Source organism: Serratia sp. LACPHL-BACT-2024-00286, from assembly GCF_043109535.1.
GTDB classification, from domain to species: Bacteria; Pseudomonadota; Gammaproteobacteria; order Enterobacterales; family Enterobacteriaceae; genus Serratia; species Serratia sarumanii.
Window position 1 is genome coordinate 96,716 of record NZ_JBICNA010000005.1, and the last position, 25,821, is coordinate 122,536.

The 25,821-nt window shown below is 55.8% G+C and carries 27 protein-coding genes and 4 tRNA genes; 15 read left to right on the forward strand and 16 right to left on the reverse strand.

The features are described 5' to 3' along the window. Window positions 1–211 precede the first annotated feature (211 nt). The 5 genes from mdoC to ACF8MC_RS16155 all read left to right on the forward strand — a co-directional run bounded on the left by mdoC (window position 212) and on the right by ACF8MC_RS16155 (window position 5,483). Window positions 212–1,342, forward strand: coding sequence for a glucans biosynthesis protein MdoC (gene mdoC / locus ACF8MC_RS16135; RefSeq protein WP_033638014.1), 1,131 nt, complete (start codon window positions 212–214; stop codon window positions 1,340–1,342). A gap of 214 nt (window positions 1,343–1,556) precedes the next feature. Further along, window positions 1,557–2,573 (forward strand): acyltransferase, encoded by a 1,017-nt coding sequence (locus ACF8MC_RS16140; RefSeq protein WP_033638013.1) that lies wholly within the window; start codon window positions 1,557–1,559, stop codon window positions 2,571–2,573. A 302-nt stretch (window positions 2,574–2,875) separates the two neighbouring features. Further along, window positions 2,876–3,100, forward strand: a complete 225-nt coding sequence (locus ACF8MC_RS16145; RefSeq protein WP_033638012.1) for a hypothetical protein — start codon at window positions 2,876–2,878, stop codon at window positions 3,098–3,100. A gap of 283 nt (window positions 3,101–3,383) precedes the next feature. Next, complete coding sequence (locus tag ACF8MC_RS16150) at window positions 3,384–5,105, forward strand: potassium/proton antiporter (RefSeq protein WP_033638011.1); 1,722 nt, start codon at window positions 3,384–3,386, stop codon at window positions 5,103–5,105. A gap of 249 nt (window positions 5,106–5,354) precedes the next feature. Further along, complete coding sequence (locus ACF8MC_RS16155; protein WP_033638010.1) at window positions 5,355–5,483, forward strand: hypothetical protein; 129 nt, start codon at window positions 5,355–5,357, stop codon at window positions 5,481–5,483. A gap of 63 nt (window positions 5,484–5,546) precedes the next feature. Here the strand turns inward: ACF8MC_RS16155 and ACF8MC_RS16160 are convergent, their stop codons facing one another. The 5 genes from ACF8MC_RS16160 to cho form a co-directional block, all read right to left on the reverse strand. Next, window positions 5,547–5,678, reverse strand: a complete 132-nt coding sequence (locus ACF8MC_RS16160; RefSeq protein ID WP_015377413.1) for a hypothetical protein — start codon at window positions 5,676–5,678, stop codon at window positions 5,547–5,549. A gap of 69 nt (window positions 5,679–5,747) precedes the next feature. Further along, the gene (locus tag ACF8MC_RS16165; RefSeq protein ID WP_033638009.1) at window positions 5,748–6,251 is read right to left on the reverse strand and encodes a YlaC family protein; all 504 of its coding nucleotides are present in this window, start codon (window positions 6,249–6,251) and stop codon (window positions 5,748–5,750) included. Between the two features lie 123 nt (window positions 6,252–6,374). Continuing rightward, complete coding sequence (locus ACF8MC_RS16170; protein ID WP_016928230.1) at window positions 6,375–6,674, reverse strand: sigma-S stabilization anti-adapter protein IraP; 300 nt, start codon at window positions 6,672–6,674, stop codon at window positions 6,375–6,377. A gap of 185 nt (window positions 6,675–6,859) precedes the next feature. After that, window positions 6,860–6,956 (reverse strand) — tRNA-OTHER (locus ACF8MC_RS16175). Window positions 6,957–7,068: 112 nt separating this feature from the next. Further along, a complete protein-coding gene (gene cho, locus ACF8MC_RS16180; protein ID WP_033647447.1) occupies window positions 7,069–7,917 on the reverse strand; it encodes an excinuclease Cho in 849 nt (282 codons plus the stop codon). 239 nt (window positions 7,918–8,156) lie between these two features. On the opposite strand from cho, the gene ACF8MC_RS16185 reads away from it, so the two are divergent. The 6 genes from ACF8MC_RS16185 to ACF8MC_RS16210 all read left to right on the forward strand — a co-directional run bounded on the left by ACF8MC_RS16185 (window position 8,157) and on the right by ACF8MC_RS16210 (window position 15,202). Then, window positions 8,157–9,338, forward strand: coding sequence for an efflux RND transporter periplasmic adaptor subunit (locus ACF8MC_RS16185; RefSeq protein ID WP_060418754.1), 1,182 nt, complete (start codon window positions 8,157–8,159; stop codon window positions 9,336–9,338). Next, entirely contained in the window at window positions 9,335–11,272 is a 1,938-nt protein-coding gene (locus ACF8MC_RS16190; RefSeq protein ID WP_164104784.1) for a MacB family efflux pump subunit, read from the forward strand. Before ACF8MC_RS16185 ends, ACF8MC_RS16190 begins: the two co-directional genes overlap by 4 nt. Before the next feature lie 3 nt (window positions 11,273–11,275). After that, window positions 11,276–12,643, forward strand: coding sequence for a TolC family protein (locus ACF8MC_RS16195; protein WP_164104783.1), 1,368 nt, complete (start codon window positions 11,276–11,278; stop codon window positions 12,641–12,643). Window positions 12,644–13,060: 417 nt separating this feature from the next. After that, entirely contained in the window at window positions 13,061–14,563 is a 1,503-nt protein-coding gene (gene proP, locus ACF8MC_RS16200) for a glycine betaine/L-proline transporter ProP (RefSeq protein ID WP_063989496.1), read from the forward strand. 140 nt (window positions 14,564–14,703) lie between these two features. Next, complete coding sequence (locus ACF8MC_RS16205) at window positions 14,704–14,841, forward strand: hypothetical protein (protein ID WP_162062229.1); 138 nt, start codon at window positions 14,704–14,706, stop codon at window positions 14,839–14,841. 91 nt (window positions 14,842–14,932) lie between these two features. Then, window positions 14,933–15,202 (forward strand): hypothetical protein, encoded by a 270-nt coding sequence (locus ACF8MC_RS16210; protein WP_033654147.1) that lies wholly within the window; start codon window positions 14,933–14,935, stop codon window positions 15,200–15,202. A 68-nt stretch (window positions 15,203–15,270) separates the two neighbouring features. Here the strand turns inward: ACF8MC_RS16210 and ACF8MC_RS16215 are convergent, their stop codons facing one another. The 3 genes from ACF8MC_RS16215 to ACF8MC_RS16225 form a co-directional block, all read right to left on the reverse strand. Beyond that, a complete protein-coding gene (locus ACF8MC_RS16215; RefSeq protein ID WP_033638004.1) occupies window positions 15,271–15,822 on the reverse strand; it encodes a hypothetical protein in 552 nt (183 codons plus the stop codon). After that, the gene (locus ACF8MC_RS16220; protein ID WP_033638003.1) at window positions 15,788–16,069 is read right to left on the reverse strand and encodes a hypothetical protein; all 282 of its coding nucleotides are present in this window, start codon (window positions 16,067–16,069) and stop codon (window positions 15,788–15,790) included. The genes ACF8MC_RS16215 and ACF8MC_RS16220 overlap by 35 nt, the downstream gene beginning before the upstream one ends. A gap of 141 nt (window positions 16,070–16,210) precedes the next feature. After that, complete coding sequence (locus ACF8MC_RS16225) at window positions 16,211–16,663, reverse strand: PaaI family thioesterase (protein ID WP_033638002.1); 453 nt, start codon at window positions 16,661–16,663, stop codon at window positions 16,211–16,213. Between the two features lie 231 nt (window positions 16,664–16,894). Here ACF8MC_RS16225 and ACF8MC_RS16230 point away from each other — a divergent pair, with 231 nt between their 5' ends. Continuing rightward, window positions 16,895–18,235, forward strand: coding sequence for an anaerobic C4-dicarboxylate transporter (locus ACF8MC_RS16230; protein ID WP_033646470.1), 1,341 nt, complete (start codon window positions 16,895–16,897; stop codon window positions 18,233–18,235). A 178-nt stretch (window positions 18,236–18,413) separates the two neighbouring features. Here the strand turns inward: ACF8MC_RS16230 and ACF8MC_RS16235 are convergent. From ACF8MC_RS16235 to uvrY, 6 genes are all read right to left on the reverse strand, one after another. Then, window positions 18,414–18,499 (reverse strand) — tRNA-Leu (locus tag ACF8MC_RS16235). A 10-nt stretch (window positions 18,500–18,509) separates the two neighbouring features. Continuing rightward, window positions 18,510–18,583, reverse strand: a tRNA-Cys gene (locus tag ACF8MC_RS16240). 673 nt (window positions 18,584–19,256) lie between these two features. Continuing rightward, window positions 19,257–19,332, reverse strand: a tRNA-Gly gene (locus tag ACF8MC_RS16245). A gap of 144 nt (window positions 19,333–19,476) precedes the next feature. Next, window positions 19,477–20,025, reverse strand: coding sequence for a CDP-diacylglycerol--glycerol-3-phosphate 3-phosphatidyltransferase (gene pgsA, locus ACF8MC_RS16250; protein ID WP_033637960.1), 549 nt, complete (start codon window positions 20,023–20,025; stop codon window positions 19,477–19,479). A gap of 58 nt (window positions 20,026–20,083) precedes the next feature. Next, a complete protein-coding gene (gene uvrC / locus ACF8MC_RS16255; protein WP_103829385.1) occupies window positions 20,084–21,916 on the reverse strand; it encodes an excinuclease ABC subunit UvrC in 1,833 nt (610 codons plus the stop codon). Beyond that, entirely contained in the window at window positions 21,909–22,565 is a 657-nt protein-coding gene (uvrY, locus tag ACF8MC_RS16260) for a UvrY/SirA/GacA family response regulator transcription factor (RefSeq protein ID WP_004927947.1), read from the reverse strand. The genes uvrC and uvrY overlap by 8 nt, the downstream gene beginning before the upstream one ends. Window positions 22,566–23,266: 701 nt before the next feature. On the opposite strand from uvrY, the gene ACF8MC_RS16265 reads away from it, so the two are divergent. Both ACF8MC_RS16265 and ACF8MC_RS16270 read left to right on the forward strand, forming a co-directional pair. Further along, window positions 23,267–23,491, forward strand: coding sequence for a DUF2594 family protein (locus ACF8MC_RS16265; RefSeq protein ID WP_164104782.1), 225 nt, complete (start codon window positions 23,267–23,269; stop codon window positions 23,489–23,491). A gap of 121 nt (window positions 23,492–23,612) precedes the next feature. Then, complete coding sequence (locus ACF8MC_RS16270; protein ID WP_033637958.1) at window positions 23,613–23,954, forward strand: GlpM family protein; 342 nt, start codon at window positions 23,613–23,615, stop codon at window positions 23,952–23,954. Between the two features lie 18 nt (window positions 23,955–23,972). On the opposite strand, the gene ACF8MC_RS16275 is transcribed toward ACF8MC_RS16270, so the two are convergent. Then, entirely contained in the window at window positions 23,973–24,404 is a 432-nt protein-coding gene (locus tag ACF8MC_RS16275) for a hypothetical protein (RefSeq protein ID WP_047568120.1), read from the reverse strand. Between the two features lie 171 nt (window positions 24,405–24,575). Further along, window positions 24,576–24,890 (reverse strand): hypothetical protein, encoded by a 315-nt coding sequence (locus ACF8MC_RS16280; RefSeq protein ID WP_033637956.1) that lies wholly within the window; start codon window positions 24,888–24,890, stop codon window positions 24,576–24,578. A gap of 544 nt (window positions 24,891–25,434) precedes the next feature. Between ACF8MC_RS16280 and ACF8MC_RS16285 the strand changes: the two genes are divergently transcribed. Beyond that, window positions 25,435–25,794, forward strand: coding sequence for a hypothetical protein (locus ACF8MC_RS16285; protein WP_033637955.1), 360 nt, complete (start codon window positions 25,435–25,437; stop codon window positions 25,792–25,794). Window positions 25,795–25,821 lie beyond the last annotated feature (27 nt).

The following is a 25,821-nucleotide window of genomic DNA, read 5'->3' on the forward strand; positions in this document are numbered from 1 at the left end:
TTACTCAGCTTTCCGACAACATGATAAATGGATGGTTCATGTTTACGGCTCATTGTTTAAGCAGCTGATGGAACACCAGCGTAGCAAGCCGCGCAACAAGACGCTATGGAAAAATGCGGGGGGCTATAGTAGGGTTCCGGATAACAATTTAACGTTTGACGACTTATTAAGCGTGTTAATGAACACTCGATTAAATCACCAGCGGTAATCTATGACTAAAGGCAGCAAACAGCGCGAGTTTTTTCTCGACTCCATCAGAGCCTATTTGATGTTGCTCGGCATCCCGTTTCACCTCTCCCTGATCTATTCCAGCCACGCCTGGGCGGTGAACAGCCCGTCGCCCTCTTTCTCGCTCACGGTGCTGAACGACTTCATCCACGCCTTCCGCATGCAGGTGTTCTTCGTGATCTCCGGCTACTTCTCCTACATGCTTTACGAGCGCTACGAGCGCCACCAGTGGCTGAAGGTCAGGCTGGAGCGGGTGGCGATCCCGCTGTTGAGTTCCATCCCGCTAATCACGGTGCCGCAGTTTTTCATGCTGAAATATTTCACCGATAAATTAAACGGCTGGGATGAGTTTTCTCTCTATCAGAAAATAAATGTAACAGTTTGGGAATTGGTGTCTCATCTTTGGTTCTTATTGACCCTGTCATTGTTAACCTGCGCCTGCTTTTATCTGTTCCGCAACATCAAGCGTCAACCCCGTGAACATATTCCTGCATTAATAAACAGAATGCGTGGATTAGGAAACATCTCACTGTATTTCTTTATTTATGCGATATGCTATTCGGCCGCGCACCGCATTATTTTAATTTTTGCACCGCAACTATTATCCAACGGCCTGTTCAATTTCGTGGTGATGGAGACGATGTTCTACCTGCCGTTCTTCATCCTCGGCGCTTATGCGTTTAAGTATGTGTGGCTTAAGGAGATTTTTCTGCGCCGCTCACCGCTGGCGCTGCTCGGTTCGCTGCTGCTGTTTATCGCATATATGCTGAACCAAAAGCTGCTGGCGCACAGCAGCTATATGTTCGAGCTGGAAGTGGTGATCAAAACCCTAATGGGGATCCTGATGACCAACGTGGCGTTCTCTTTCGGGCATAACCTGCTGAATTATCACTCGCCGCGCATCACCTATCTGGTCAACGCCTCGCTGTTTATATATCTGGTGCACCATCCGTTGACCCTGATATATGGCGCTTTCGTGACGCCTTATATCGGCAACAACCTGTTGGGATTCTTGCTGGGCCTGCTGTTTGTGTTCTCGCTGGCCTTCGCGTTATATGAACTGCACAAACGCGTTCCGCTGCTGCGCTTCCTGTTCTCCGGCAAGCCGCGTTAGGCTTCCCACCCCATTTCTGGGTGATGATTTTTCATCCAGAAATTAACCTCATCAATGATAATACGCCTCACTACCTCGGCGCGGCGGTAGCTGCCCTGAGCATTTTCCTAATATTATTCCTAATCCCCGGGATACATTGCAAAACGGCAACTGCCTGTTACGCTCATATTCATACTTATAAATCAGTTGCGTTACTTCTGGGCTAGGTACACATATGAGAGAAGCATGGGTCGATTATGCCAAGGGAATCGGCATCATTCTCGTGGTTTTTGGCCACGTCAATCGGGGTCTATACAGCGCGGGCATTCAGCTTTCCGGTTCATCCTATCTACTGACGGACAGCATTATCTACAGTTTTCATATGCCGCTGTTTTTCTTCCTTTCCGGTCTGTTTTTTACGCAATCCTTGGATAAAAAGGGAAAAACCAGCTTTGTGATCAGCAAGATAGACACCATCGTTTATCCCTATGTTGTCTGGTCGCTACTGCAAGGCATGGTGGAAGTACTGTTGTCGCGCTATACCAATAACCCTTCCAGCCTGGGCGATGTCCTGTCGCTGTTTACGCATCCACGCGCGCAGTTTTGGTTCCTGTACGCCTTGTTCATGGTCTTTGTTTTGGCCACCTTGCTGTACAGCAAAGAAAAATACCGTTATCTCCTGCCGGTATTGATCGTTATCAGCGCGGGGCTGTATCTCTACCAAGACAGCCTAACCAAAGCCTTCCATTTTGATTACATTACCCGATTCTTGATCTTCTTCCTGCTTGGCGCTTTTGCCATTCGCTACGCTTCCCTCATCGCCAATCTGGGTTTCGGTTCGCTGCTGGCCTCCTTGATCGCGTTCATCGCGCTGCAGTGGGGATTCCACGGCTATTCTGGCTTGCTGTATACCGATACCGGAAGTTTCTCCCTGTTACTGGCGGTTGAAGCCATCTTCTTGATCGTCAGCCTGTCGGTTCTGCTGGCCAAGACGAATCTTTCCTGGCTGAGACGACTCGGCGAATTGAGCATGGTCATCTATTTGATGCATATCCTCGCGGCCAGCGGCTTACGCATCATACTGACCAAATTTATGCATATCGACCATTGGCCAACACAAGCGATCGCCGGCACGCTATTCGGGCTGATCGCCCCTGTTATCGCCTATGCGCTGATACAGCGTCTGCACCTTACTTTTCTCTTGGATCGTCCTCGCTTCAATAACCGTCTGCGAAAAGAAAAAATCTCCTGAGGGCGGTTCCGCCGCCTTCACATTTTCCTCCCGACGCTATACTTGATGGCGCAACCTCGCGGTTGCGCCATCTATCTTGCCATGCAGAGCACACATTGCTCAGCCTGACGTCGCCCGTTAGGGCAAAGTGATACGGCTGCATAGATAACCTAGCCGTTATAACTGCAATGCATAAGTAGAAATCCGGATCCCTGCCTTACGGTAGTGATTGGGCTCAACACCCCCGAAGGGCTGCGCGATCGTTTAATTCATTCGATGGCGTTAGCTGCATCTCCCTTCCGTCACGACAGAGAGGATTTTGAATGACCGACAAGAACACCCCGGCTCAGGAAGCCATAGCGGAAAACGCCACCCTGCTGAAGATCCTCGGCAGGTTGCTGTCCGCGCTGGACGCCTCAATCAGCGGCAAAGAACGCAGCATTCTGGTCGCTGAGCTCTCCAACTTCAATCTCGACGGCATTTCCGAAGCGGAAAGCAAGCTGGCCTCCGAGCTGATCAAACGGGCGCTGGAATCGCTCGATCATTAATCCTACCGCGCCTGCAAACCATTAAGCCTGCCTGCGCGGGCTTAATGGTTTTTCCCTCAGCCACGATCGAACATTGTTGCCGAAGCAGAAATACAGCAGCCTGATAATGTTGGATAAAAGGCAGGAATCTCCCTCTTCTCCTCACTTTCTTCGTTTAATCACACCAAAGGGCAATAATTGATCGGTTGTTTTCGCAATCAGCCTTGGCGTTTTACCCACTAAACACGTTATCATCGACACACTCGCAGTGCCCCCTATCCCCCAGCCTCAGGAGAGCGATATTTTGGATGCCAGCACCATTAACAGTTTGTTCGTCATCGGTGCCGTGCTGGTGGGGGCAAGCATTCTGCTCAGCTCATTTTCTTCCCGGCTTGGCATTCCGATCCTGGTGATCTTCCTGGCGATCGGCATGTTGGCCGGCGTCGATGGCCCCGGCGGCATCGTCTTCAGCAATTACCCCGTCGCTTATCTGGTCAGCAACCTCGCGTTGGCGGTGATCCTGCTCGACGGCGGCATGCGTACCCGGGTCAGCTCTTTCCGCGTCGCCCTGTGGCCGGCGCTGTCTCTCGCCACCATCGGCGTGGTGATCACCGCCGGTCTGACCGGCATGGCCGCCGCCTGGCTGTTCAATCTCGATCTGCTGCAGGGGCTGCTGATCGGCGCCATTATCGGTTCCACCGACGCCGCCGCGGTATTCTCCCTCTTGGGGGGCAAAGGTTTGAACGAACGCGTCAGCGCCACGCTGGAGATCGAATCCGGCAGCAACGATCCGATGGCGGTGTTTCTCACCATCACGCTGATTGCGATGATCGCCGCCGGGGAAACCGCGCTGAGCTGGGCCTTCCCGCTGCATCTGATGCAGCAGTTCGGTATGGGCATCGTCTTCGGTCTGGGCGGCGGCTGGCTGCTGCTGACGCTGATCAACCACATCAAACTGGCGGACGGCCTCTATCCGCTGCTGGCGGTGAGCGGCGGCATTCTTATTTTTGCGCTGACCACCGCGCTGGACGGCAGCGGCATTCTGGCGGTGTATCTGTGCGGCCTGCTGCTGGGCAACCGGCCGATCCGCAACCGGCACGGCATCGTACAAACCTTCGACGGCCTGGCGTGGCTCAGCCAGATCGGCATGTTCCTGGTGCTTGGCCTGCTGCTCAACCCGCACGAGCTGCTGCCGATCGCCATCCCTGCCCTGCTGCTGTCGCTGTGGATGATCCTGTTCGCCCGTCCGCTGTCGGTGTTTATCGGCCTGCTGCCGTTTCGCAGCTTTACCCTGCGCGAGCGCGGCTTTATTTCCTGGGTCGGCCTGCGCGGTGCGGTGCCGGTGATCCTGGCGGTGTTCCCGATGATGGCCGGGCTGCCCAACGCCCAGCTGTTTTTCAACGTGGCGTTCTTCGTGGTGCTAGTCTCCCTGCTGCTGCAAGGCACCACGCTGTCGTTTGCCGCCAAAAAAGCCAAGGTGATCGTGCCGCCGGCGCTGACGCCGATCTCCCGCGTTGGGCTGGACGTACATCCGGAAAACCAGTGGGAACAGTTCGTGTATCAGCTTTCGGCGGAAAACTGGTGCGTCGGCGCGGCGCTGCGAGAGCTGAAGATGCCACCCAATACCCGCATCGCCGCCCTGTTCCGCGGCAAAGAACTGCTGCACCCAAGCGGCAGTACCCGCCTGCGGGAGAACGATATTCTGTGCGTTATCGGCCATGAGCACGACCTGCCCATCCTCGGCAAACTGTTCAGCCAGGCGCCGGCCGTGACGCTCGACGAGCGCTTCTTCGGCGACTTTATCCTGCAGTCCGATGCCCGTTTAAGCGACATCTCGCAGCTTTATGGCCTCAATCTGCAAGACGACGTGGACGAGCAGCAGACGCTCGGCCAGTTCGTCATTCAGCTGATCGGCGGCGAACCGGTGATCGGCGACCAGGTGGAATGGGACGGCCTGACTTGGACCATCGCCGAAATGGACGGCAATCAAGTCAGCAAGATAGGCGTGCGGATCGTAACCGACTGACGCTGCCGCACCGGCTGCACTATCAGACGAGGGAACTTCTGGCCTTAAGAACGTTCTTAATCACTATCATGATGCATGAAATAGGGCGTCGCTGAATTATATCCCTTTGATATAAAAACTTAACAGCGGCGTCCACAGGGATTAAGGACGTGAACGGCAAGACTCGATTTCTTTCGGTAATGATGCTTATGGCGCTGGGCGTAGCGGCGCTCGATCTCAGCATCGCCGGTTTGGTCCATAGACTTTTAATTGGATAATTTCAACGTGACGCAGCAGGAACAAGAAAAAGACATTCTGGGGAAAATACTGGTGACGGTGTCCGCGCTTTGCCTGATTCTGGTGGCGACGTTGCTGATCTGGGGATTCGTGCTGGATTGACACCCCACGACGCTCAGACATAAAAAAAAACCGCCGCGGCGGTTTTTTTTATGGGGCAGGCGATCAGATCTTGCAACCTTCGCAGTCCGCTTCGTCTTCGAGGAACTCAGGGACCTCTTTTACCTTCTGCGCCGCTTTTTCTTCGGCTTTCGCCAGTTCGGCATCGATATCAAAATCGAAAATATCATCACTCATCGCTTGATCCTCATTCTGCTTCTCGTTCAAACGCTGAGTATAATCGACAAGCCGCCGGCCGGAAACCTTTCAGTTTGCCGCCGCCAGCTGCGGCTGCTCATCCTGCGGCTTTTTTCCGTACGCCATGTCGTACACGTCGTAGAAGTCGATTTCGCCCTTGTTGCCGATGATCACGCGCATCTTCTGTTTCAGCGCGGCGCCGATGGACGGCTCCTCCAGCAGTTGCTGCACCGCATAGGGCGACAGCGCGCGGGTAAAGTACCACTCGCCGTTGTAGCAAACCCGCAGATCGAGCACCCCGATGTCCTCGAAGCGGTATACCGGCCGGATCTCGATCAGCAGCATGGCGAACATGAACAGCACAAAAGCGGTGAAGCCCAGGAAAGCATATATCCCCATGTACGGCACCTGGTACATCACGGCGATCACCGCGAAATAACCGGCGAACATGGCAAGGCACAGATAGCGGTGAGTGCGAGCGAATTCGCTGTTGAAGCGCGGCTTGCCGTCACGCCCTTCGCGCCGATTGATCTGTTCAATCTCTTTAACCAAGATGCTTTTAATCGCGTCCATCGTTACAACCTTATGCTGGAAACAGCATTGCCATCAAATCTCACCGCTAAAAGTAACACAAGTACAGTTTCGCCAGGTAGATCAGTTAGCCAACTTAATGGCTGCAACTGTTATAGTTCGGCTTCAGCGCGGTTGGGCGGCCTTGCCTTGCGCAAACATGAACATGCGCTGGGCCACATCGTCGGCCTGTTTGATTTTCTGCTTTTGCGGTTCGTTGCTGCGTTGAATGGCGCGGGCGTAGGCGATTTCATGGGCCTGATCGATCATCGCGATGATCCGATCGCGTTCGGTCTTTTCCATATTGCCCAACATGGTGGTGATAATCGCCTGATAAGCGTTGGACGCGGCGCTCAGCGCTTTCTCTCTCGCCTCGAGGGCGGCGACGCGTTGCAAGAGTTCCTGCAGTTGCTCGGAGTGAGACATATCGACCTCCTGTTGCCGGGCAGCAAGCCTGCCTGATTACAGTTTAGCAAAGGATCGAAAGAGAAAGAGGAAGGAAAGCCAGCGGTTACGGTAAAGCACACCCGAAAATCCCAACGAGGAGCCGATAGTGCAAATCAACCCGGGTGCGCTTTACGGTAAGCGCGGTGAGATGAAGGGAAGAAAGCTGGCGCGCTATGCAGGACTCGAACCCGCGTCTATCAATTTTCAAGCCAAAACAAGCCATTATAAAACCAATCACTCTGCCAACTGAGTTAATAGCGCGTTCCTTCGCTTCGGGGCGCCATTATCCATAACAACATTATGGACTCAAGCTTTTTTAGCATAATGCGCTGAATTTACAGATAAGTCTTAGGCTATCGACAGCGTTATGGCATTACGGCAGCTCAATAATCCGATAATCGCCGGCCATGAGCGGCTTGCACAAAATCTTGTAGCCATCGCTGTCAAAATGGCTGGCCGCACTCTGCAGCCGCTGCGCCTGCGCCAGGCTGCTGACCGAGCCCAGATAAAACCAATTGTGAATCACATGGTACTGACGCAGCGTCTCGCCCTGTTCTTCCAACGCCACGCGCCCGGCGAATGGCCAACAGGCGATGCGCAGCTGTTCAAGCGCCGCGCTGAGCCGCCGCGCATGTTCCTGCGCCGACTCCACGCCGCAGCAAGCGCCGGCGCACTTGCGCAGGCTGTAGCGGAAGCAGGCTCGCCCCGCGGGCAGCTTGTCGATCCCCAGCTTGCCATAACATAAACGATGCTCGTCGGCGATGGCGCGCAATTTTTCCAGCGCGGCATGGCGATTGGCAAACAGCCCGTAGAGGTGGGGAGTGACGGCGAAATCGATCTCTTTGGCGTGGGCAATCGTCACCGTGTCCGCCTGTAGACGCAGCGCACACAGCTGTTTCGATCGCCGCAGGCGTTTGTTGAACAACGGTTGTTGCTGCTTGATCAACTGCGCCTCCAGCAGCAATGCGCCCAACTCGCCGGCGGTCTCGATAAAGCTGATGCGCCGGGTTTGGCGCAGCATTTTCGCCTCGTCCTGCGCGCGAAAATGCGCCATTACGCGGCTGCGTACGTTGACGCTTTTACCGATGTAAAGCGGCAGGCTTTCGCTCTCGCCGTGGAACAGATAGACGCCCGGCCCCTTGGGCAACGGCGCCAGACAGGCGCGCAGGTGCTCCGGGTATTGGTAAATGTCGAGTTCCGGCTCGAGGCGGTTTGGCATCATGGCGGCGGCGTTATCCTGCTGATGAATGAATACTGGTTTTTTACCCAGTATAACGCGCCACACAGCCGGTTGCACCCCGAAGGATAATAACTCGCCGTGATCTTTATCGGGAAAGCCTTTACTATCCCCTTTCCAGCGGGAAAGCGCCTCACGTTTAGCGCCAGTTCAAGCTGGCGCTGCCATGATGGCAGACTGGAACCGCCGCTTTTATCGTTATGGAAAACCTGGGCATGACTTCACTGAAACTCACCCCCCGTCGTCTGACGCTGATCGCCGTCATCATTTTCATCTGCGTCGCCATCGCGCTGGCCCTCTATTGGCAACGCCCGCCGCAGCAGGATTACGTTACCGCAACGGCCCGCCTGGGCGATATCGAGAACGCCGTGCTGGCCACCGGGCGACTGGATGCCGTCGAACGCGTTAACGTCGGGGCGCGGGTCTCCGGTGAAGTGAAATCGCTGAAGGTCAAACTGGGCGATCGCGTCACCAAAGGACAACCGATCGCCGACATCGACGATCTGCAACAGCGCAACGATCTGCGCAACGCCGAGGCGGCGCTGAACGTCATCAAGGCCGAACTGCAGGCCAAACAAGCGCAGCTGAAACAGGCCGAGTCGCGTTTCAAACGCCAGCGCCGCATGCTGAACGACGAAGCCAGCTCGCGGGAGGACTTCGAAACCGCCGAAGCCACGCTCGCCACCACCCGCGCCGAGCAGCTTTCGCTCAATGCCCGCCTGGTGCAGGCGCAGATTGAAGTCGACAAGAAAAAAATCGATCTGGGCTATACCCGCGTGGTCGCGCCGATGGACGGCATCGTCATCGCCGTGGTTACGCAGCAGGGGCAAACGGTCAACTCCAGCCAAAGCGCGCCGACCATCGTCAAGCTGGCGCGGCTGGATATGATGACCATCAAGGCGCAGATCTCCGAAGCCGACATCACCCGCATTTCACCGGGGCAAAAGGCGTACTTCACTATTTTTTCCGATCCGGATAAACGCTACGACGCCACGCTGCGCACCATCGAACTGGCACCGGAATCGGTAATGAAAGACGACTCGCTCGCCGGCACCAGCTCCGCCTCCGGTTCCGGCACCTCGAACGCGTCGGTCTATTACAACGCGCTGCTGGACGTGCCCAACCCGGAAAACCGCCTGCGCATCGCCATGACCGCGCAGGTGTCCTTGCTGCTCGGCGAAGCGAAGCACACCCTGCTGGTGCCGATCCAGGCAGTGCATAAAATCGATGGCAAAGAGCAGCAGGTGCAGGTGCTGACCCAAGACCAGCGGCTGGAAACGCGCAAAGTGACCACCGGCATCACCAACAACGTCGACATTCAGATCCTCAGCGGCCTGAAAGCCGGTGAAACCGTGGTGCTGTCGCAGCCCGCCGCCAAGCCGGCTGAGGATGGCATCTTCCTGTGAACGCGATCATCGAGCTAAAAGGCATCAGCCGAACCTACACCAACGGCGGCCAGGCGCTGACGGTGTTGAAAGACATCGATTTGACCATCGCCGCCGGCGAACTGGTGGCGATCATCGGCGCCTCCGGTTCCGGCAAATCGACGCTGATGAACATCATGGGCTGCCTCGATGTGCCGGATCGCGGCGACTATTACATCAGCGGCCAGAACGCCGCCCACCTGTCGCCGGACGAACTGGCCCGCCTGCGCCGCGAGCATATCGGCTTTATCTTCCAGCGTTACCACCTGATGCCCGATCTCAGCGCGCTGGGCAACGTTGAAATTCCGGCCATCTACGCCAACGCCCGGCGCGATCAGCGGCGGCAGCGAGCGGCGCAACTGCTGGCGCGATTGGGCCTGGAGGGGCGCGAAGACCACAAGCCCGGCCAGCTTTCCGGCGGCCAGCAGCAGCGCGTCAGCATCGCGCGCTCGCTGATCAACGGCGGCGAAATTATCCTGGCGGACGAACCGACCGGCGCGCTGGACACCCAATCCGGCCAGGAAGTGCTGACGATCCTCAGCGAGCTGAACCAACGCGGCCACACCGTGGTGATCGTCACCCACGATATGAAAGTGGCGCAGCATGCGCAGCGCGTCATCGAGCTGCGGGACGGCGAGATCATCGCTGACAGCGGCCGCCAATCGGCGCCCTCCGCAGTGCTGCCGCCGCCGAACCGCAGCCGGCAAAGCGGCTGGCAAAGTCTTATCGACCGCACCCGCGAGTCGCTGCACATGGCGCTGAAGGCGATGAACGCCCACCGCCTGCGCACCGCGTTGACCATGACCGGCATTATCTTCGGCATCGCCGCCGTGGTCACGGTGGTGGCGCTGGGCGAAGGCGCCAAACAGCGCACGCTGGAGAATATCAAGGGGCTCGGCACCAACGTGGTGAGCATCTATCCGGGGCGTGACTTCTTCGACGACGCCATCGACAGCATCCGCACCCTGGTGCCGGCCGATGCCGACGCGCTGGCGCAGCAAAGCTTCGTCGACAGCGTCAGCCCGGAAGTCAGCGCGTCCGACAGCATCCGTTTTCGCAGCAAATCCGCCACCGCGTCAATCACCGGCGTCGGCCGCGACTATTTCCGCGTCAACGGCATCACGCTGGTGCAAGGCGCCACCTTCCGCGACGATCGCAACGCGCTGCAGGAAGTGATCATCGACGACAATGCGCGCCAGGCGCTGTTCGGCGATTTCGGCGTCGAGCCTCTCGGCCAGATCGTGTTTCTCGGCTCGGTGCCGGCACGGGTGGTCGGCGTCGCCAAAAGCGAACACAGCTACGCGCCCAACCGCATCAGCGTCTGGATGCCCTACAGCACGGTGATGTACCGTATGGTCGGCAAAACCACGCTCAGCGGCATCACCGTGCGCTTGAAGGATGACGTCGCCAGCGAAGCCGCCGTCAGCGCCATCACGCAGTTGCTGACTCAGCGCCATGGCGTAAAAGATTTCATGACGTTCAACCGCGATCAGTTCCGTAAATCGATCGAGCGCACCTCGATGACGCTCAGTTTGCTGATCCTGATGGTGGCCTCGATCTCGCTGGTGATCGGCAGCCTGGGCGTGATGAACATCATGCTGGTCTCGGTGACCGAGCGCACCCATGAGATCGGCGTGCGCATGGCGGTCGGCGCAAGGCGCGGCGACATCATGCAACAGTTCATGATCGAGGCGGTGCTGGTCTGTTTGATCGGCGGCGCATTGGGCATCGCGCTGTCGTTCGCCGCCGGGTCGCTGTTCACCTCGCTGGCGGGCGGCATGTTCACCGCCATCTATTCCTGGCAAGCCGCCGCGACGGCGTTTTTCTGTTCAACCTTAATCGGCATGATCTTCGGTTATCTCCCCGCCCGCAAAGCGGCAAGGATGGATCCGGTCGTTTCATTGGCCAGCGAGTAACCCATGAAAATTTTATCTCCCCTGGCGTTAAGCCTCGCCGCCCTGCTCACCGCCGGCTGCGGCAATGCCCTGAAAAGCGACTACCGGGCGCCGCAGGTCAACTATCCGACGAGCTGGCAGCACGCCGCCGACAATGCCGCGCCGACGCCGTTCGACTGGCGCGATTTCCACGATCCCGAGCTCGATCGCTGGCTGCAACAGGTGATGGCCAGCAACAACGATCTGGCCGTCGCCGTGCTGCGCGTCTACCGTGCGCGGCTCGAGGCGGAACGCGTCGGCATCAGCACCGCCCCCGACGTCAACGCCTCGTTGAACAGCGGCATCAATCGCCCGCTGTCGGAGTCCTCCGCCTGGAATAAAACCAGCGGCGCGACGCTCTCTACGAGCTATGAAGTCGACCTTTGGGGCAAACTGGCGCGCCAGCGCGATGCCGCCGAGTGGGCCAGCCAGGCTTCCGCGCAGGATCTGCAGACGGCGCGCCTGACGCTGCTGGCCAACGCCGCCACGAATTACTGGCGCATCGGCTTCCTCAATCAGCAGATCGGCGTCAGCCAGGCGAGCATCGCCTACGCCAAACAGACGCTGCGGCTGGCCAACGCCCGCTACCGGGCCGGCAGCATCTCGGCGCTGGACGTGGTGAACGCGGAACAGAACGTGCTGACGCAGGAAAGCCGGCTGCTGACGCTGCAACACGAGCGTCAACAGGCGTTGAACGAACAGGCGGTGCTGCTGGGCGCGCCTTCAGGCCAGGCCACCATAGCGCCCGCACGCCTGCCGACGACGGCGATGCCGCAGATCAACACCGGCATTCCCGCCAGCGTCTTGAGCCGGCGCCCGGATCTCAGCGCCAAAGAGCTGCGGTTGCGCGCCGCCCTGGCCAACGTCGACGAGAAACGTCTGCAGTACTATCCCGCGTTCAGCCTGACCGGTTCGCTGGGCGCCAGCAGCAGCGCGCTGCTGGAGTTCCTGCGCAACCCGACGGGCAGCCTCGGTGCCAGCCTGACGCTGCCGTTCCTGCAATGGCGGCAAATGGGGGTGGATATCAAGATCGCCCGTAACGACTACGAACAGCAGGTGCTGGAATTCAGGCAGGCGCTGTACAAGGCGATGGGCGATGTGAATAACGTCCTGTCGCTGCGCGCACAGCTGCGGGCGCAAGAGACGCAGCTGCAGGCCTCGCTGGCATTGGCGCGCAAATCGGAGCGGCTGAACGAGGTACGTTACCGGCAGGGCGCCGTCACCATTACCGACTGGCTAAATGCTCAGGAGCAGCGCCGTCAGGCGGAACTGGCGATGGACGAGAACCGCTTCGCGCAGTACCAGAACCTGGCGAAAATCTATCTGGAATTCGGCGGTTCGTCGGTACCCTAAACCAAACAGCCTGGCCATCCTCCGGCCAGGTGATTTTTTAGCGGTGAACACATCAATTTTTCCTGTTTTATCTCCCGTACTCTCTATACTTCAAACATTCCTAATCAGACGAAAAACCGTCAAATCGCACAATTATTAGACCATTCTCGCACCAAATCGGTGCAAACACTTAAGTTAAACTGCTGGATTTGATCGGCGCAAGATATAACGTTAAGCTATAGATGCAAAATAATTAGTCACCTAAATGACATAACCTTGGCATAAACGACGATATTTTGTGATCCACATCCCAACTTAAATGTGGATAATGAATCGTCTTGAACCGCGATTCGATTAGCCGATTTGATAACTCGAAAACAACAGTGAACGGAGATTACGCTTTCACGAACAACGAATAATTCATTAAGGGATGATTATATGAAGTTAAGAAAAAAACGACATAAACCGATGCACATTAACGACATCACCATCATCGATGACAGCAAACTCAAGAAGGCGATCACCGCGGCGGCCCTGGGCAACGCGATGGAGTGGTTCGACTTCGGCGTATACGGCTTTGTCGCCTATGCGCTTGGCCAGGTCTTCTTCCCCGGCGCCTCTCCCGGCGTGCAAATGATCGCCGCGCTGGCGACCTTCTCCGTGCCCTTCCTGGTGCGTCCGCTCGGCGGCCTGTTCTTCGGCGCCATGGGCGATAAGTTCGGTCGCCAAAAGGTGCTCTCGGTGACCATTATCATCATGGCGGTCAGCACCTTCTGTATCGGCCTGATCCCGTCCTATGCGTCGATCGGTATCTGGGCACCGATCCTGCTGCTGCTGGCCAAGCTGGCGCAGGGCTTCTCCGTCGGCGGTGAATATTCCGGTGCGGCGATCTTCGTCGCCGAATACTCGCCGGACCGCAAACGCGGCTTTATGGGCAGCTGGCTGGACTTCGGCTCCATCGCCGGCTTTGTGATGGGCGCAGGCGTGGTGGTGCTGATCTCCAGCATCGTCGGCGAAGCCAACTTCCTCGACTGGGGCTGGCGCATTCCGTTCTTCATCGCCGCGCCGTTGGGCCTGATCGGTCTCTATCTGCGCCATGCGCTGGAAGAAACCCCGGCGTTCCAGCAGCACGTGGACAAGATGGAGAAAGAGGACCGCAACGCCATCGAAAATCCGCCGAAAACCTCGTTCAAAGAGATCGCGGCCAAACACTGGAAAAGTTTGCTGGTGTGTGTCGGTATCGTGATTTCCACCAACGTGACCTATTACATGCTGTTGACCTATATGCCGAGCTACCTGTCGCATAACCTGCACTACTCGGAAGATCACGGCGTTCTGATCATCATCGCCATCATGATCGGCATGCTGTTCGTACAGCCGGTGATCGGCCTGACCAGCGACCGCATCGGCCGTAAGCCGTTCATTATCGGCGGCAGCATCGGCCTGTTGGCGCTGGCGATCCCGTGCTTCATTCTGATCAACAGCAACGTGATTGGCCTGATCTTCGTCGGTCTGCTGGTGCTGGCGGTGCTGCTCAACTCCTTCACCGGGGTGATGGCCTCGATTCTGCCGGCGATGTTCCCGACGCACATCCGTTACAGCGCGCTGGCAATTTCGTTCAACATTTCGGTGCTGATCGCCGGTGCGACGCCGACCGCCGCCGCCTGGCTGGTCGAAGCGACCGGCAACCTGTACATGCCGGCCTACTACCTGATGGTGGTGGCGGTGATCGGTCTTATCACCGGTCTGTACATGAAAGAAACCGCCAACAAGCCGCTGCGCGGCGCGACGCCGGCCGCTTCTGATCGCTCAGAAGCGAAAGAGCTGCTGCAGGAGACCTACGACAACATCGAACAGAAAGTCGAGGACATCAACGCGCAGATCGCCGAATTGGAAAAGAAAAAGCAGATCCTGATCGACCAGCATCCCAAGCTGGATTGATCGGCGCGAAAACACAAAAGCCACCCGTTTGGGTGGCTTTTTTACTTTGATTTCAAAAGGAATAATGCGCAGCGCATTTTATGGCAAGCGGGATTGGTGGCACGCTTTGCCGCACACCTTTATTAATGAAGAACATAATCATGAGCACGATGGACCTTTCCATCATCATCGGCATCCTGGTTATGCTCGCCCTGTGGCTTGGCGCACTCTTCAACATCGGTGATATCACCTTGAGCATTTCACGTCTGTTCCACTGGATTGAAAGCCAACGCGGCTAACCCCATGCCGACGGCGGAAAACATCGGCTATGATTGAAAGACCTTACCGCCATTTTCCGAGACTGTCGCTCGCGATAAAGAGGACCGCATCATGACCGACTATGCGTTCTACAATCAGATCCTGACCCGGCTGGCCGCCAATCACCCCGGCACGCTGGATGAAAAAACCTATGAACTGTGGAAACAAGACGCCACCAGCCCGCACGCCTTCGCCGATCCCTTCTCTTATCTCAAAACCAAGGGCCTGATACAGGCCTATGTGATGAGTGACATCGACGAGAACAACTATGATATCGACCCGCATCAAACGCGGATCACCGCCGCCGGTCTCGAGTTCATTCGCAACGGCGGGTTCAAATAAGGGGCGACACGCGCCAACAAAAAACCGCCAGACGGCGGTTTTTTTACTCTAAAAGCCGGCGAACCGGCTCAGGCGGGGAAAGGCCGGTAAAAAATGCGCAGCACTTCGTTGTCGCCCTGGCGTAAAAAACCGCCTTCCGGCTGCCAGCGCAGATCGCGCGCCAGATTGAGATTTTCCCAGCCGACCGCGCCCCCCACGCCGATGCAAAGATTTTTATTGCCGGCGGCAAAGCCTGCACCGGTGCCGATCATGGCATGCAGCAAGCGGGGCGCCGTCGCGTCACGCAGGGAAAATATGCCGATAAAACATCCCTGCGGCGCGCGCAACATATCCGCCATGGTGCGGATCTCGGTATCGTCCGGGCTGACGAAATGTTTGTATTGCTTATCGAATACCGTCTGCCACAGCTGCTTGTATTTCGCCTTGCTGAGCGCGCCTGAACGGTGGGCGCACAGCACCACCGCATCCCAGCACATCTCCCCGCTCAGCGAAAGATACTCTTCCGTATCGGCTTGCGGCTTGTCGGCGTAATGCCGCGCAAATTCAGCCGCATTCAAATGCGGCGGCACGGCCTGTTTGGCAACGTCACTCTTGTAGCGTTTGAAATTCAACCAATGCATGGGAAGTATCCTCTTCATCCGCTAGATTTATGAAGCTGAAGCCGTGAACGAGACGAGCCATCAAATCCAGGGCGTCGTCGGCGATGGCCGTTTCGTCGTCATTCAACCCCTGTTCCACCGACCGCTCAATCGCGTTCATCACCGCCGGAGCGCTGGTTTCCTCCCCCTGCGCCACCACGTCTAATACGGCTTTGCCGATCGCCAGACAAAGCTCATGATCAAACTCAACCTCTTTATACGGCTGCATAATCACTCCGATAAATTTTTACTCAAGAATACTAGACCACAATGGCGTATCGCGCCTGTCATCGTAGCGTAGCAATCTATGCAGCCGAAGAGAAATGCATCGGGCCCCGGGTTGATAGCCCGAAGCCCGATAACGAGCAGGTTATTGCGGTGCTTGTTCGGTGGGGCGAATGATAAAACAAGTGGCGGTTGCCGAAGCCAGCAGCTTCCCTCCTGCCGTTTTGAGCGTGCCTTCAGCGAAAGCGACGTTCTTCGCCGCATAGACCAGACGCCCCTCGGCGATCAGGTCACTCTCCTTCGGCACAGGGCGCAGCATTTTTACCTGCAGATCGACGGTGCCGTAACCTACGCCTGCGCCCAGCGTACTGTGCACCGCGCAACCGGTCACCGAGTCCAATACCGTGGCGGCAAAGCCGCCATGTACGCCACCTAGCGGATTCAGATGGCGCCCGTCTGCCCGCGCCACGATGCGGATATACCCTTCTTCCACCGCAACCGGCTTCATGGGCACGGTTTCAGCGATCGAGGCCGCTGGGATCTTGCCGGCCATTGCAGCCTGTAACAGCGCCAGCCCGGTCATTTTTGTCGGGTCCATGGTTTTCTCCTCGGATCAGTAAACCTTTCATATAGTAGAGGTCTGACCTGTTGGCTTGCTTTTTCGTGCTGGTGGCTTCTTCCCCCTTGATTCACTGAGTGTGAGCACCATCACTCTTTAGCGTTAATAACCACAATTTTTTAGCGCCTTTAGATTTAAAACAACTTTCTGTTGTAACCGCCGCCGGAAACTGAACGCAGTTAAGTTCAACATTATTAAGGCGCATCTATCATGGATTTCTTTCTGCAATTAGCGGTTATATTGGCATGCCTGCTGTATGGGGCGCGCAAGGGCGGCATTGCGCTGGGGTTACTGGGCGGTATCGGGTTGATGATCCTGGTGTTCGGCTTTCACCTGCAGCCCGGCAAACCACCGGTAGACGTAATGCTGGTGATCATCGCGGTGGTGGCGGCCTCCGCCACCCTGCAGGCCTCTGGCGGGCTGGACGTGATGCTGCAAATCGCCGAACGGATGCTGCGGCGCAACCCACGTTACGTCTCGATCATCGCACCGTTCGTGACCTGCATTCTCACTATTCTGTGCGGCACCGGGCACGTGGTGTACACCATCTTGCCGATCATTTATGACGTGGCGATCAAAAATAACATCCGCCCGGAACGGCCGATGGCGGCCAGTTCGATCGGCGCGCAGATGGGCATTATCGCCAGCCCGGTTTCGGTAGCGGTCGTTTCACTGGTGGCGATGCTCAGCAGCTATACCTTCAATGGCCGCCATCTGGAATTCCTCGATCTGCTGTCGATCACCATTCCTTCCACCCTGTGCGGCATTCTGGCGATCGGCATCTTCAGCTGGTTCCGCGGCAAAGACCTGGACAAAGATCCGGAGTTCCAGAAATTCATCTCGGTGCCGGAGAACCATCGCTACGTCTATGGCGATGCCGCCACCTTGCTGGACCGGGTGCTGCCACGCAGCAACTGGATCGCCATGTGGATTTTCCTCGCTACCATCGCCCTGGTGGCGGTGCTGGGGGCATTTTCCGAGCTGCGGCCCAGCTTCGGCGGCAAGCCGCTCTCCATGGTCCTGGTGATCCAGATGTGCATGTTGATGGCCGGGGCGCTGATCGTCATCATTACCCGCACCAACCCGGCGTCTATCTCTAAAAACGAAGTGTTCCGCTCCGGCATGATCGCCATTGTGGCGGTGTATGGCGTCGCCTGGATGGCGGAAACCATGTTCGGCGCGCACCTGGCGCAGATCGAAGCCACCCTGGGCGTGCTGGTGAAAGAGTACCCCTGGGCCTATGCGCTGATCCTGCTGCTGGTGTCGAAATTCGTCAACTCGCAGGCCGCCGCGCTGGCGGCACTGGTGCCGGTGGCGCTGGCGATCGGCGTCAACCCGGCCTATATCGTCGCTTCGGCGCCGGCCTGCTACGGCTATTACATTCTGCCAACCTATCCCAGCGATCTGGCAGCGATCCAGTTCGACCGCTCCGGCACCACCCGCATCGGCCGCTTCGTGATCAACCACAGCTTTATTCTGCCCGGCCTGATCGGCGTTAGCGTCTCCTGCGTCTTCGGCTGGATCCTCGCTGCGGCGTTCGGTTTCTTATGATTGGTACTGCGGAGCCCTGCGGGGCTCCCTGCAAGCAGGATGACAATCCATGGGCATGGGGTATGACAAAAAAGGGAAGAATACAGGTGTAACGCGAATTTCAGGCACAAAAAAACCGCCTCTCGGCGGTCTACGACATTACTACTTATTGCTTTGATTATTCGGTATTTTCGTTCCCTGGTACCCGGGGCGGGACTTGAACCCGCACAGCCATAAGCCGAGGGATTTTAAATCCCTTGTGTCTACCGATTTCACCACCCGGGCTCGGGAAAGTTGGAGGCGCGTTCCGGAGTCGAACCGGACTGGACGGATTTGCAATCCGCTACATAACCGCTTTGTTAACGCGCCTTTATTCTGTTTGCCTTTTCAGGCCAAAGCCGGTGATTCACCCACTTCGTTTTGTTCTTTTGATCGGCGATGTTGAAATCGCTTATCTTAATCATCTGATTCTTAAGTAATTTATTTCGTTACCGCCGAATCGATGGACTGCATTATGGACTAAACCCCCCACCTTGGCAACCCCCCGAAATAGCAAAAAGTTCTCTAACGCTTTCAACTGCTTATTTTGTGGGCGCACTGTTCACAATGCCAACGGAAAGGCAAGCGAAATGTTGATTTTATATGCATCGGTTCAGGGATTCACGGGCAAATCGGATCTTTTTTCTCGGCAGGAATCGCTTACCCGCGCCCTCTGCGGCTTTTCACTTGCTTATGGTGATGGGATATCAGGCATAACATTATCATGAATCTCCGGTGCCGCTGCCCCGAACGGCCAACGCAACTGCAAGGCTGGAGACTGACGTCAGATTGTGCACCGTACGGCGCCCAATCAAATGTGCCTGATTGCACCATGCAACGGATGCATCCTGGGGTATGAAAACGACAGCAGATATAGTGGCAATAATCGAGCTAGCGGATGAAGAAGGGTTTCACCGGACGGCAAAGGAATAGAAAACGAAAAAGGGGCCGAAGCCCCTTTTCGCTTACCTGCCGAATCACGGGGATTCAACAGGCTAATGTTTGGAGCGGGAAACGAGGCTCGAACTCGCGACCTCAACCTTGGCAAGGTTGCGCTCTACCAACTGAGCTATTCCCGCATTACCAGAACTGACTGATTTATTTGCTATCTTTCGGCAATTCATCGTTGTCGTCTGATGCGATGCATTCTACTTGCCTGACGTGATGAGTCAATAAAATTGTTGGCTCATCACGATCGTTTGCCGATTTTTGCAGCGTATCGATCACGGTTCCAGCAGATCGTTGCGCGCCGCTTTCAAATATTGGAACATCGACCAGAAAGTCAGCACCGCCGCGATATACAGCAAGCCAATCGCCACATACTCTACGGAGCGATCCGGCCGCCACAGCAAACCCACCAGCGACATCATCTGCGCCATGGTTTTCACTTTGCCGATCCAGGATACCGCCACGCTGCTGCGCTTGCCAATTTCCGCCATCCACTCGCGCAGCGACGAAATGATGATTTCACGGGCGATCATGGTGGCCGCCGGCAGCGTGATCCACCAGCTGTGGTAGTGCTCCGCCACCAGCACCAGCGCCACCGCCACCATCACTTTGTCCGCGACCGGATCCAAAAACGCCCCGAAGCGCGTCGTTTGTTTCCAGCGGCGTGCCAGAAAGCCGTCAAACCAGTCGGTGACGGCGGCGAACACAAAGATAACGGCGCAAACCATCGGAGCCCAGTTGAACGGCAGATAAAACGCCAGCACAAAGAATGGGATCAGAACTACGCGAAACAGGGTAAGCCAAGTCGGTATATTCAATTGCATAATGCTACGGTAACTATCTGGCTAGAGTGGAAATTAAGAGTATGTTGCTACATTGCCCTCAGTGTTTCAATGCATTGTAGATCTTTTCTGCCAATGCTTGTGAAATACCCGGCACTTTTGCAATTTCCTCCACGCTGGCGTTCAACAAAGGTTGCAGTCCGCCCATATACTTCAACAGCACCTGACGCCGTTTCGGCCCTACGCCTTCAATCAGCTCCAATGCGCTGGTATTTCTGACTTTCGCCCTTCTCTGCCGGTGGCCGGTAATCGCATGATTGTGCGAATCGTCGCGGATGTGTTGGATCACATGCAGCGCCGGCGAATCCGGCGGCAGCGAAATCCCCTCGCCTTCCGGCACGAAGAACAACGTTTCCAATCCGGCCTTGCGATCGGCGCCTTTGGCGATGCCAATCAGCAGCGGCTTATTCTTGTCCCAGGTAACGTTCAGCGATTTGAAGACCTCGATCGCCATGCCGAGCTGCCCTTTACCGCCGTCGATAAAGATGACATCCGGGATCTTTTTCTCTTCCAGCGCCTTGCCGTAACGGCGCTTCAGCACCTGCGTCATCGCCGCGTAGTCATCGCCGGGAGTGATGCCGCTGATATTGTAGCGCCGATACTCCGCTCGCACCGGGCCGCTACCGTCGAACACCACGCACGAAGCCACGGTCTGTTCGCCCATAGTGTGGCTGATATCGAAGCACTCCATGCGGTTGATTTCCGTCAGGTTCAGCACCTTGGCCAATTCCGCCAGCCGCTGATGAATAGTCGACTGTTGCGAAAGCTTGGTGGTCAACGCCGTTGCCGCGTTGGTACGCGCCAGCTTCAGATAACGGGCGCGGTCGCCACGAGGTTTGCTTTGAATTTGGATCTTGCGCCCCGCCAACTCGGAGAGCGACTCCGCAAGCAGGTCTTTTTCCGGCAGGCTGAAATCCAGCAGGATCTCGCCGGGCAGCGTGCGCGCCTGGCTGCCCTGCAGATAGAACTGACCGACAAAGGTCTGCACCACTTCGCCCATATCCGTGCCGCCCGGCACTTTAGGGAAATAGCTGCGGCTGCCCAGCACCTTGCCCTGACGGATGAACAGCACGTGCAGGCACGCCATACCGGCATCGAACGCCACGCCGATCACGTCCAGATCGTCGCTGTCGCCCGACACGAACTGCCGCTCGGTGACGCGGCGCACGGCCTGAATTTGATCGCGAATGCGCGCCGCCTCTTCGAAATTAAGCAGTTTGCTGGCTTCTTCCATACGCGCAATCAGCTGGTGCAATACCTGCTGATCTTTGCCCGAAAGAAACAGCCGTACGTAGTCCACCTGCTGCCGGTATTCTTCTTCGCTCACCAGGCCGGCAACACAAGGCCCCAGACAGCGGCCGATCTGATACTGCAGGCACGGGCGCGACCGGTTGCGATATACGCTGTTTTCGCACTGGCGGATCGGGAACAGCTTCTGCAGCAGCGCCAGCGTTTCGCGTACGGCGTAAGAGTTGGGAAAAGGCCCGAAATATTCGCCCTTGGCGTGTTTGGCGCCGCGATGCACCGCCAAACGGGGATGGGTATCCGCACTGAGAAAAATCAGTGGGTAAGATTTATCGTCTCGCAAAAGAACATTATATCGCGGTTGGTACAATTTAATGTAGTTATGTTCCAACAGCAGCGCTTCTGTTTCGGTATGGGTAACCGTTACGTCTATTTGCGCGATATTTTTAACCAGCGTCTCGGTTTTACGGCTGCTGACCTGCTGCCGAAAATAGCTGGCGAGACGCTTTTTCAGGTCTTTGGCTTTACCGACGTAGATCACCGTACCCGTGGCGTCGTACATACGGTAGACGCCGGGCTGGCTGGTGACGGTACTCAGGAAGGCTTTGGCATCAAAACGGTCATTCACTGCTTAACAACGTCTCCGCATTGAACAATCCATGTCGGATGGCCAGGTGAGTCAATTCGACGTCGCCGCTGATATTCAGTTTGCTGAACATGCGGTAACGGTAGCTGTTCACCGTTTTCGGGCTGAGACTCAGTTGCTCCGAGATCTCATTCACCTTTTTGCCTTTGGTGATCATCAACATGATCTGTAACTCGCGTTCAGACAGGCAGCTGAACGGCGTTTCAGCCTGCGGCTCCAGCTGACTCAGGGCCATCTGCTGGGCGATATCAGACGCGATATAGCGCTGCCCCGCATGCACGGAACGCAAGGCGTTAATCACTTCCTGCGGCGCGGCGCCCTTGCTCAGGTAACCGGCGGCACCCGCCTGCATCACCTTCGCGGGCAAAGGATTTTCAGTATGGATGGTCAACATGATGACTTTGACGTCGGGTGCATAACGCACAATCTTGCGCGTGGCTTCCAGCCCGCCAATGCCCGGCATATTCATGTCCATCAGCACGATATCGACAGCGTTGCCACGGCACCATTTTACGGCGTCTTCACCGCACTGAGCCTCACCGACAACTTTTATACCTTTGATATCTTCAAGAATGCGTCGTATCCCTGCGCGCACCAGTTCGTGGTCATCAACAAGAAGAACGCTAATCAAGGAAAAATCTCCAAAAAAAGGGAGTAACGCAATCGGCCTCTGTTTTCGCCAGAGATATTACTTGTTTTTCAGACAAGAATGAACACAGATTAATACATACTTTCGAATAACTTTGCGGAGCAGAGCTGATTTTTCAATTTTAGCCGTCTATGCCGCCGATAAATCGTCACGTTGGAAAAGATCGGACGACGAAAATAATTGCGCGGCGCTGCACCAAACACAGGATAGCGCGGCAATCATGTTGCGCGTGAGAAATCTGTGTAAGCAATCGCGACATGCATAATATTAACACGGCCGTTGGCTGTTTGTAATCATTTGATATTTAAAGGCGTAACGAAATCCGCCGCCAACGTGGGTTTGGCAACCCGCGTTCGAAACTATTATTCTCGGCAAACGCCGGTAAAATCGGTGTTCCCCGCCCAAATAATTATAATCCCCCCCATTGTTCAACAATAACGTGCCGGACAAATACTTGTTAACCACCTCGAAATAACTGGCCGACAGCGGATGATTCAGCATGGCAATGAGCGAACGTTGCCCACCCGCATGACCGGAGCAAGCCCGGTGCAGATGACGGACGCATGCTATGCTATACTCCGCGCCCAGTTAAATTCGCCGCTGCGCGCGGCAACGTTTAGCCCGCGCGTGGTGTGCCAAAGCAGCTTGTATCAGGCTACGGCCTCAAAAAATCAGGAGAGAAAATGAGCAACGTTGATTTCACTACGTCTGCAAACCCGGAAATCTTGGCGACCGAGGTTGCCTGCCTCAAAGCTACGCTGACGCTGATCTTGAAGTCGATCGGCCAGGCCGACGCCGGGAAAGTCATCATCAACATGGAACGTTTCATCACCCAGATTGAAGATCCTACCCAGGCGGAAATCTTCAAGAACAGCATTCAGCAAATCAAGCACGCTTACCGTCAGTAAGCGTTGCGTCCCAGACCCGCACTTCTTGTGGGTCTGCTTTTCACCGCGCTACGCCACACCCCATTGATCTTGCACGTGCTTTCGGGCAGTGTGTTGACTTTCCCCCACACCCGAGACCGTTATGGCCATCCTTGTCAAAGCGCTGATCGGCGCGCTGGTCGTGGTTCTGATCGGCCTGTTGGCCAAAACGCGCAACTATTATATCGCCGGTTTAGTCCCGCTCTTTCCCACTTTCGCCCTGATTGCGCATTACATTGTCGGCAACGAGCGTTCCATTGCGGCGCTGAAAACCACGCTGATTTTTGGCATGTGGGCGGTGCTGCCCTACCTGGTGTATTTGATCTCGCTGTATTTCCTGATCAACAGTCTGCGGCTGTCGTTGGCTCTGGGGGCGGCGGTACTGTGCTGGATTGCGGCAGCGTGGCTACTCATTACGCTGTGGGGATGGTGGCAAGGGCGTTAACGCCCTTGCCAGGGCAGATTACGGTCGCCCCGCCTGCAAAACAAAGCCACGCTGCCGATCACCGGCGATACGCAGATAGCGGCTTTCACCGGCGCGCAGCGTCATCGGTATACTGCCGCCGGTCTCACGCCAAATACACAGGTGATTCTCGATCATATCTTGCCCGATACTGACCGAAACATTGCCTGGCGGCACGCGAAACTCTGCTTTTTCTTTCGCCTCCAGCGAAGCGGCAAACTCCCCATTCACATAGACGCCGGTGCGGCAGCTGCCCGCCAGCATTCCGCTGTCGCGCACCACCACCACCGTGGCGTAAGGCGTATCCGGGATATTCTGATAGAGCATCAGACGGCTTGGGGGGGGCAACTCAGCCTGTTGCGGCGGCACGGCTTGGGTCGCACATCCCGTCAACAGTGCAGAGGCAAATAACAACGCGGCGTAATGCTTCATCCTTGGCTCCTGAAGAAAATAATGCTTATCGTAACAAGAGAATAGCTGTCTCCAGTAGCATTCATACCGCAGAGACGAAAAAATCGGATAACTTCCCACTCCTCCCACGAACCTGCAGGGATAAGAAGATTCTGCATTAAAGCCATTGAAATAAAGGCGATTCTTGCAGATTTAAAACTTGATCATGCCACGTTGGATATCTGCAGCAAAAGCGCCACTGACGTAACTGAAACCATCCTGCGTGACGTAAACCCGGGTATGGCCGGTCTCTGATAACACCGCCACCATATATCCCAGGGCGATCATTTCATGAGACGGAACGTTCATCGGAGTTAGAAATCCGCGGCTACGGCACCACTGATAAAAGCGAGTTCGCCCATATCCCAACACGGAGCCAACATCGGAGAGGTGCTTAAAAGTATCATAATCCTCTGATGGTGCAGGTAAACCGTCATGACTTTCAGGCGTTTTCTTTATCCCTGACAAAATAAACTCCTTTTTTGTAGCTGTCGCGAACGGTTATCCTGCCTCTGAACTGAATTTAAAAAATCCAAAATTAAAATGCAAATGAATTCCCTGTAACTAAAAATTCTCTTCTGGATAAAATCCGAAAATAAAACCCCATTAAAAAAACAGAAATAAAAAAATAGGGTATTAATACCGAGAATTAAATTCTTGGCATGGGTAAATATCCTAAATAAAGATAATATTCAAACCAGCTAAGAAAATACTTAGCCTGCATATTATTTCTCTACTCATAACGATGCAATGAAGCTCGGATCCTTGCGGCAAAAAGAGAATGAATAAAACCAGCGCCACATCGGCCTGCCCTCGCCATGAGGTCGCCGCTTCCTACAGACTTCACTCAATGCGCCACATCCTCTCTCAAAGCGGCACTTCCTCAATCATACCTAAACAATAACCATTATCATTTCCAATTATTGCGCCAGTTTATTACACTGCCCTACCTCACCGGTTAGGAACATTCCTAGTCAGCGAGCCTCAGGATAGAGAAAGAGTTAGGGACACCATGAAGAATTGCCGTTGTTTGATTGCCTTGCCGTTATTGATGTTGACCGCCTGCACCCAATGGGAAAGGCCCGGCGCGGTTGAGAGTACCCGAAATGCCGAATATGCCGAATGCCGCAGTCGCGGCTACGAACGTTTTCCGCCGGACGTAGTGCGGGACGTGGAGTTCAGCTACGAAAACAAATACATTCCTTGCGAGAAAAATAAGAAAGACTGTCCATCGGGATACCGCTATGACAAGGAACCGTCGATTAAAACAGTGCAAACCGATCGCAATCAGTCCGCACGAGACGCCACCATCGAAGCCTGCATGTACGGCAAAGGCTGGCGAGAGAAAACCTACTATTGGCCGCAATGGTGATATAGCGGCGTTTGCCGGGTGCGGAAT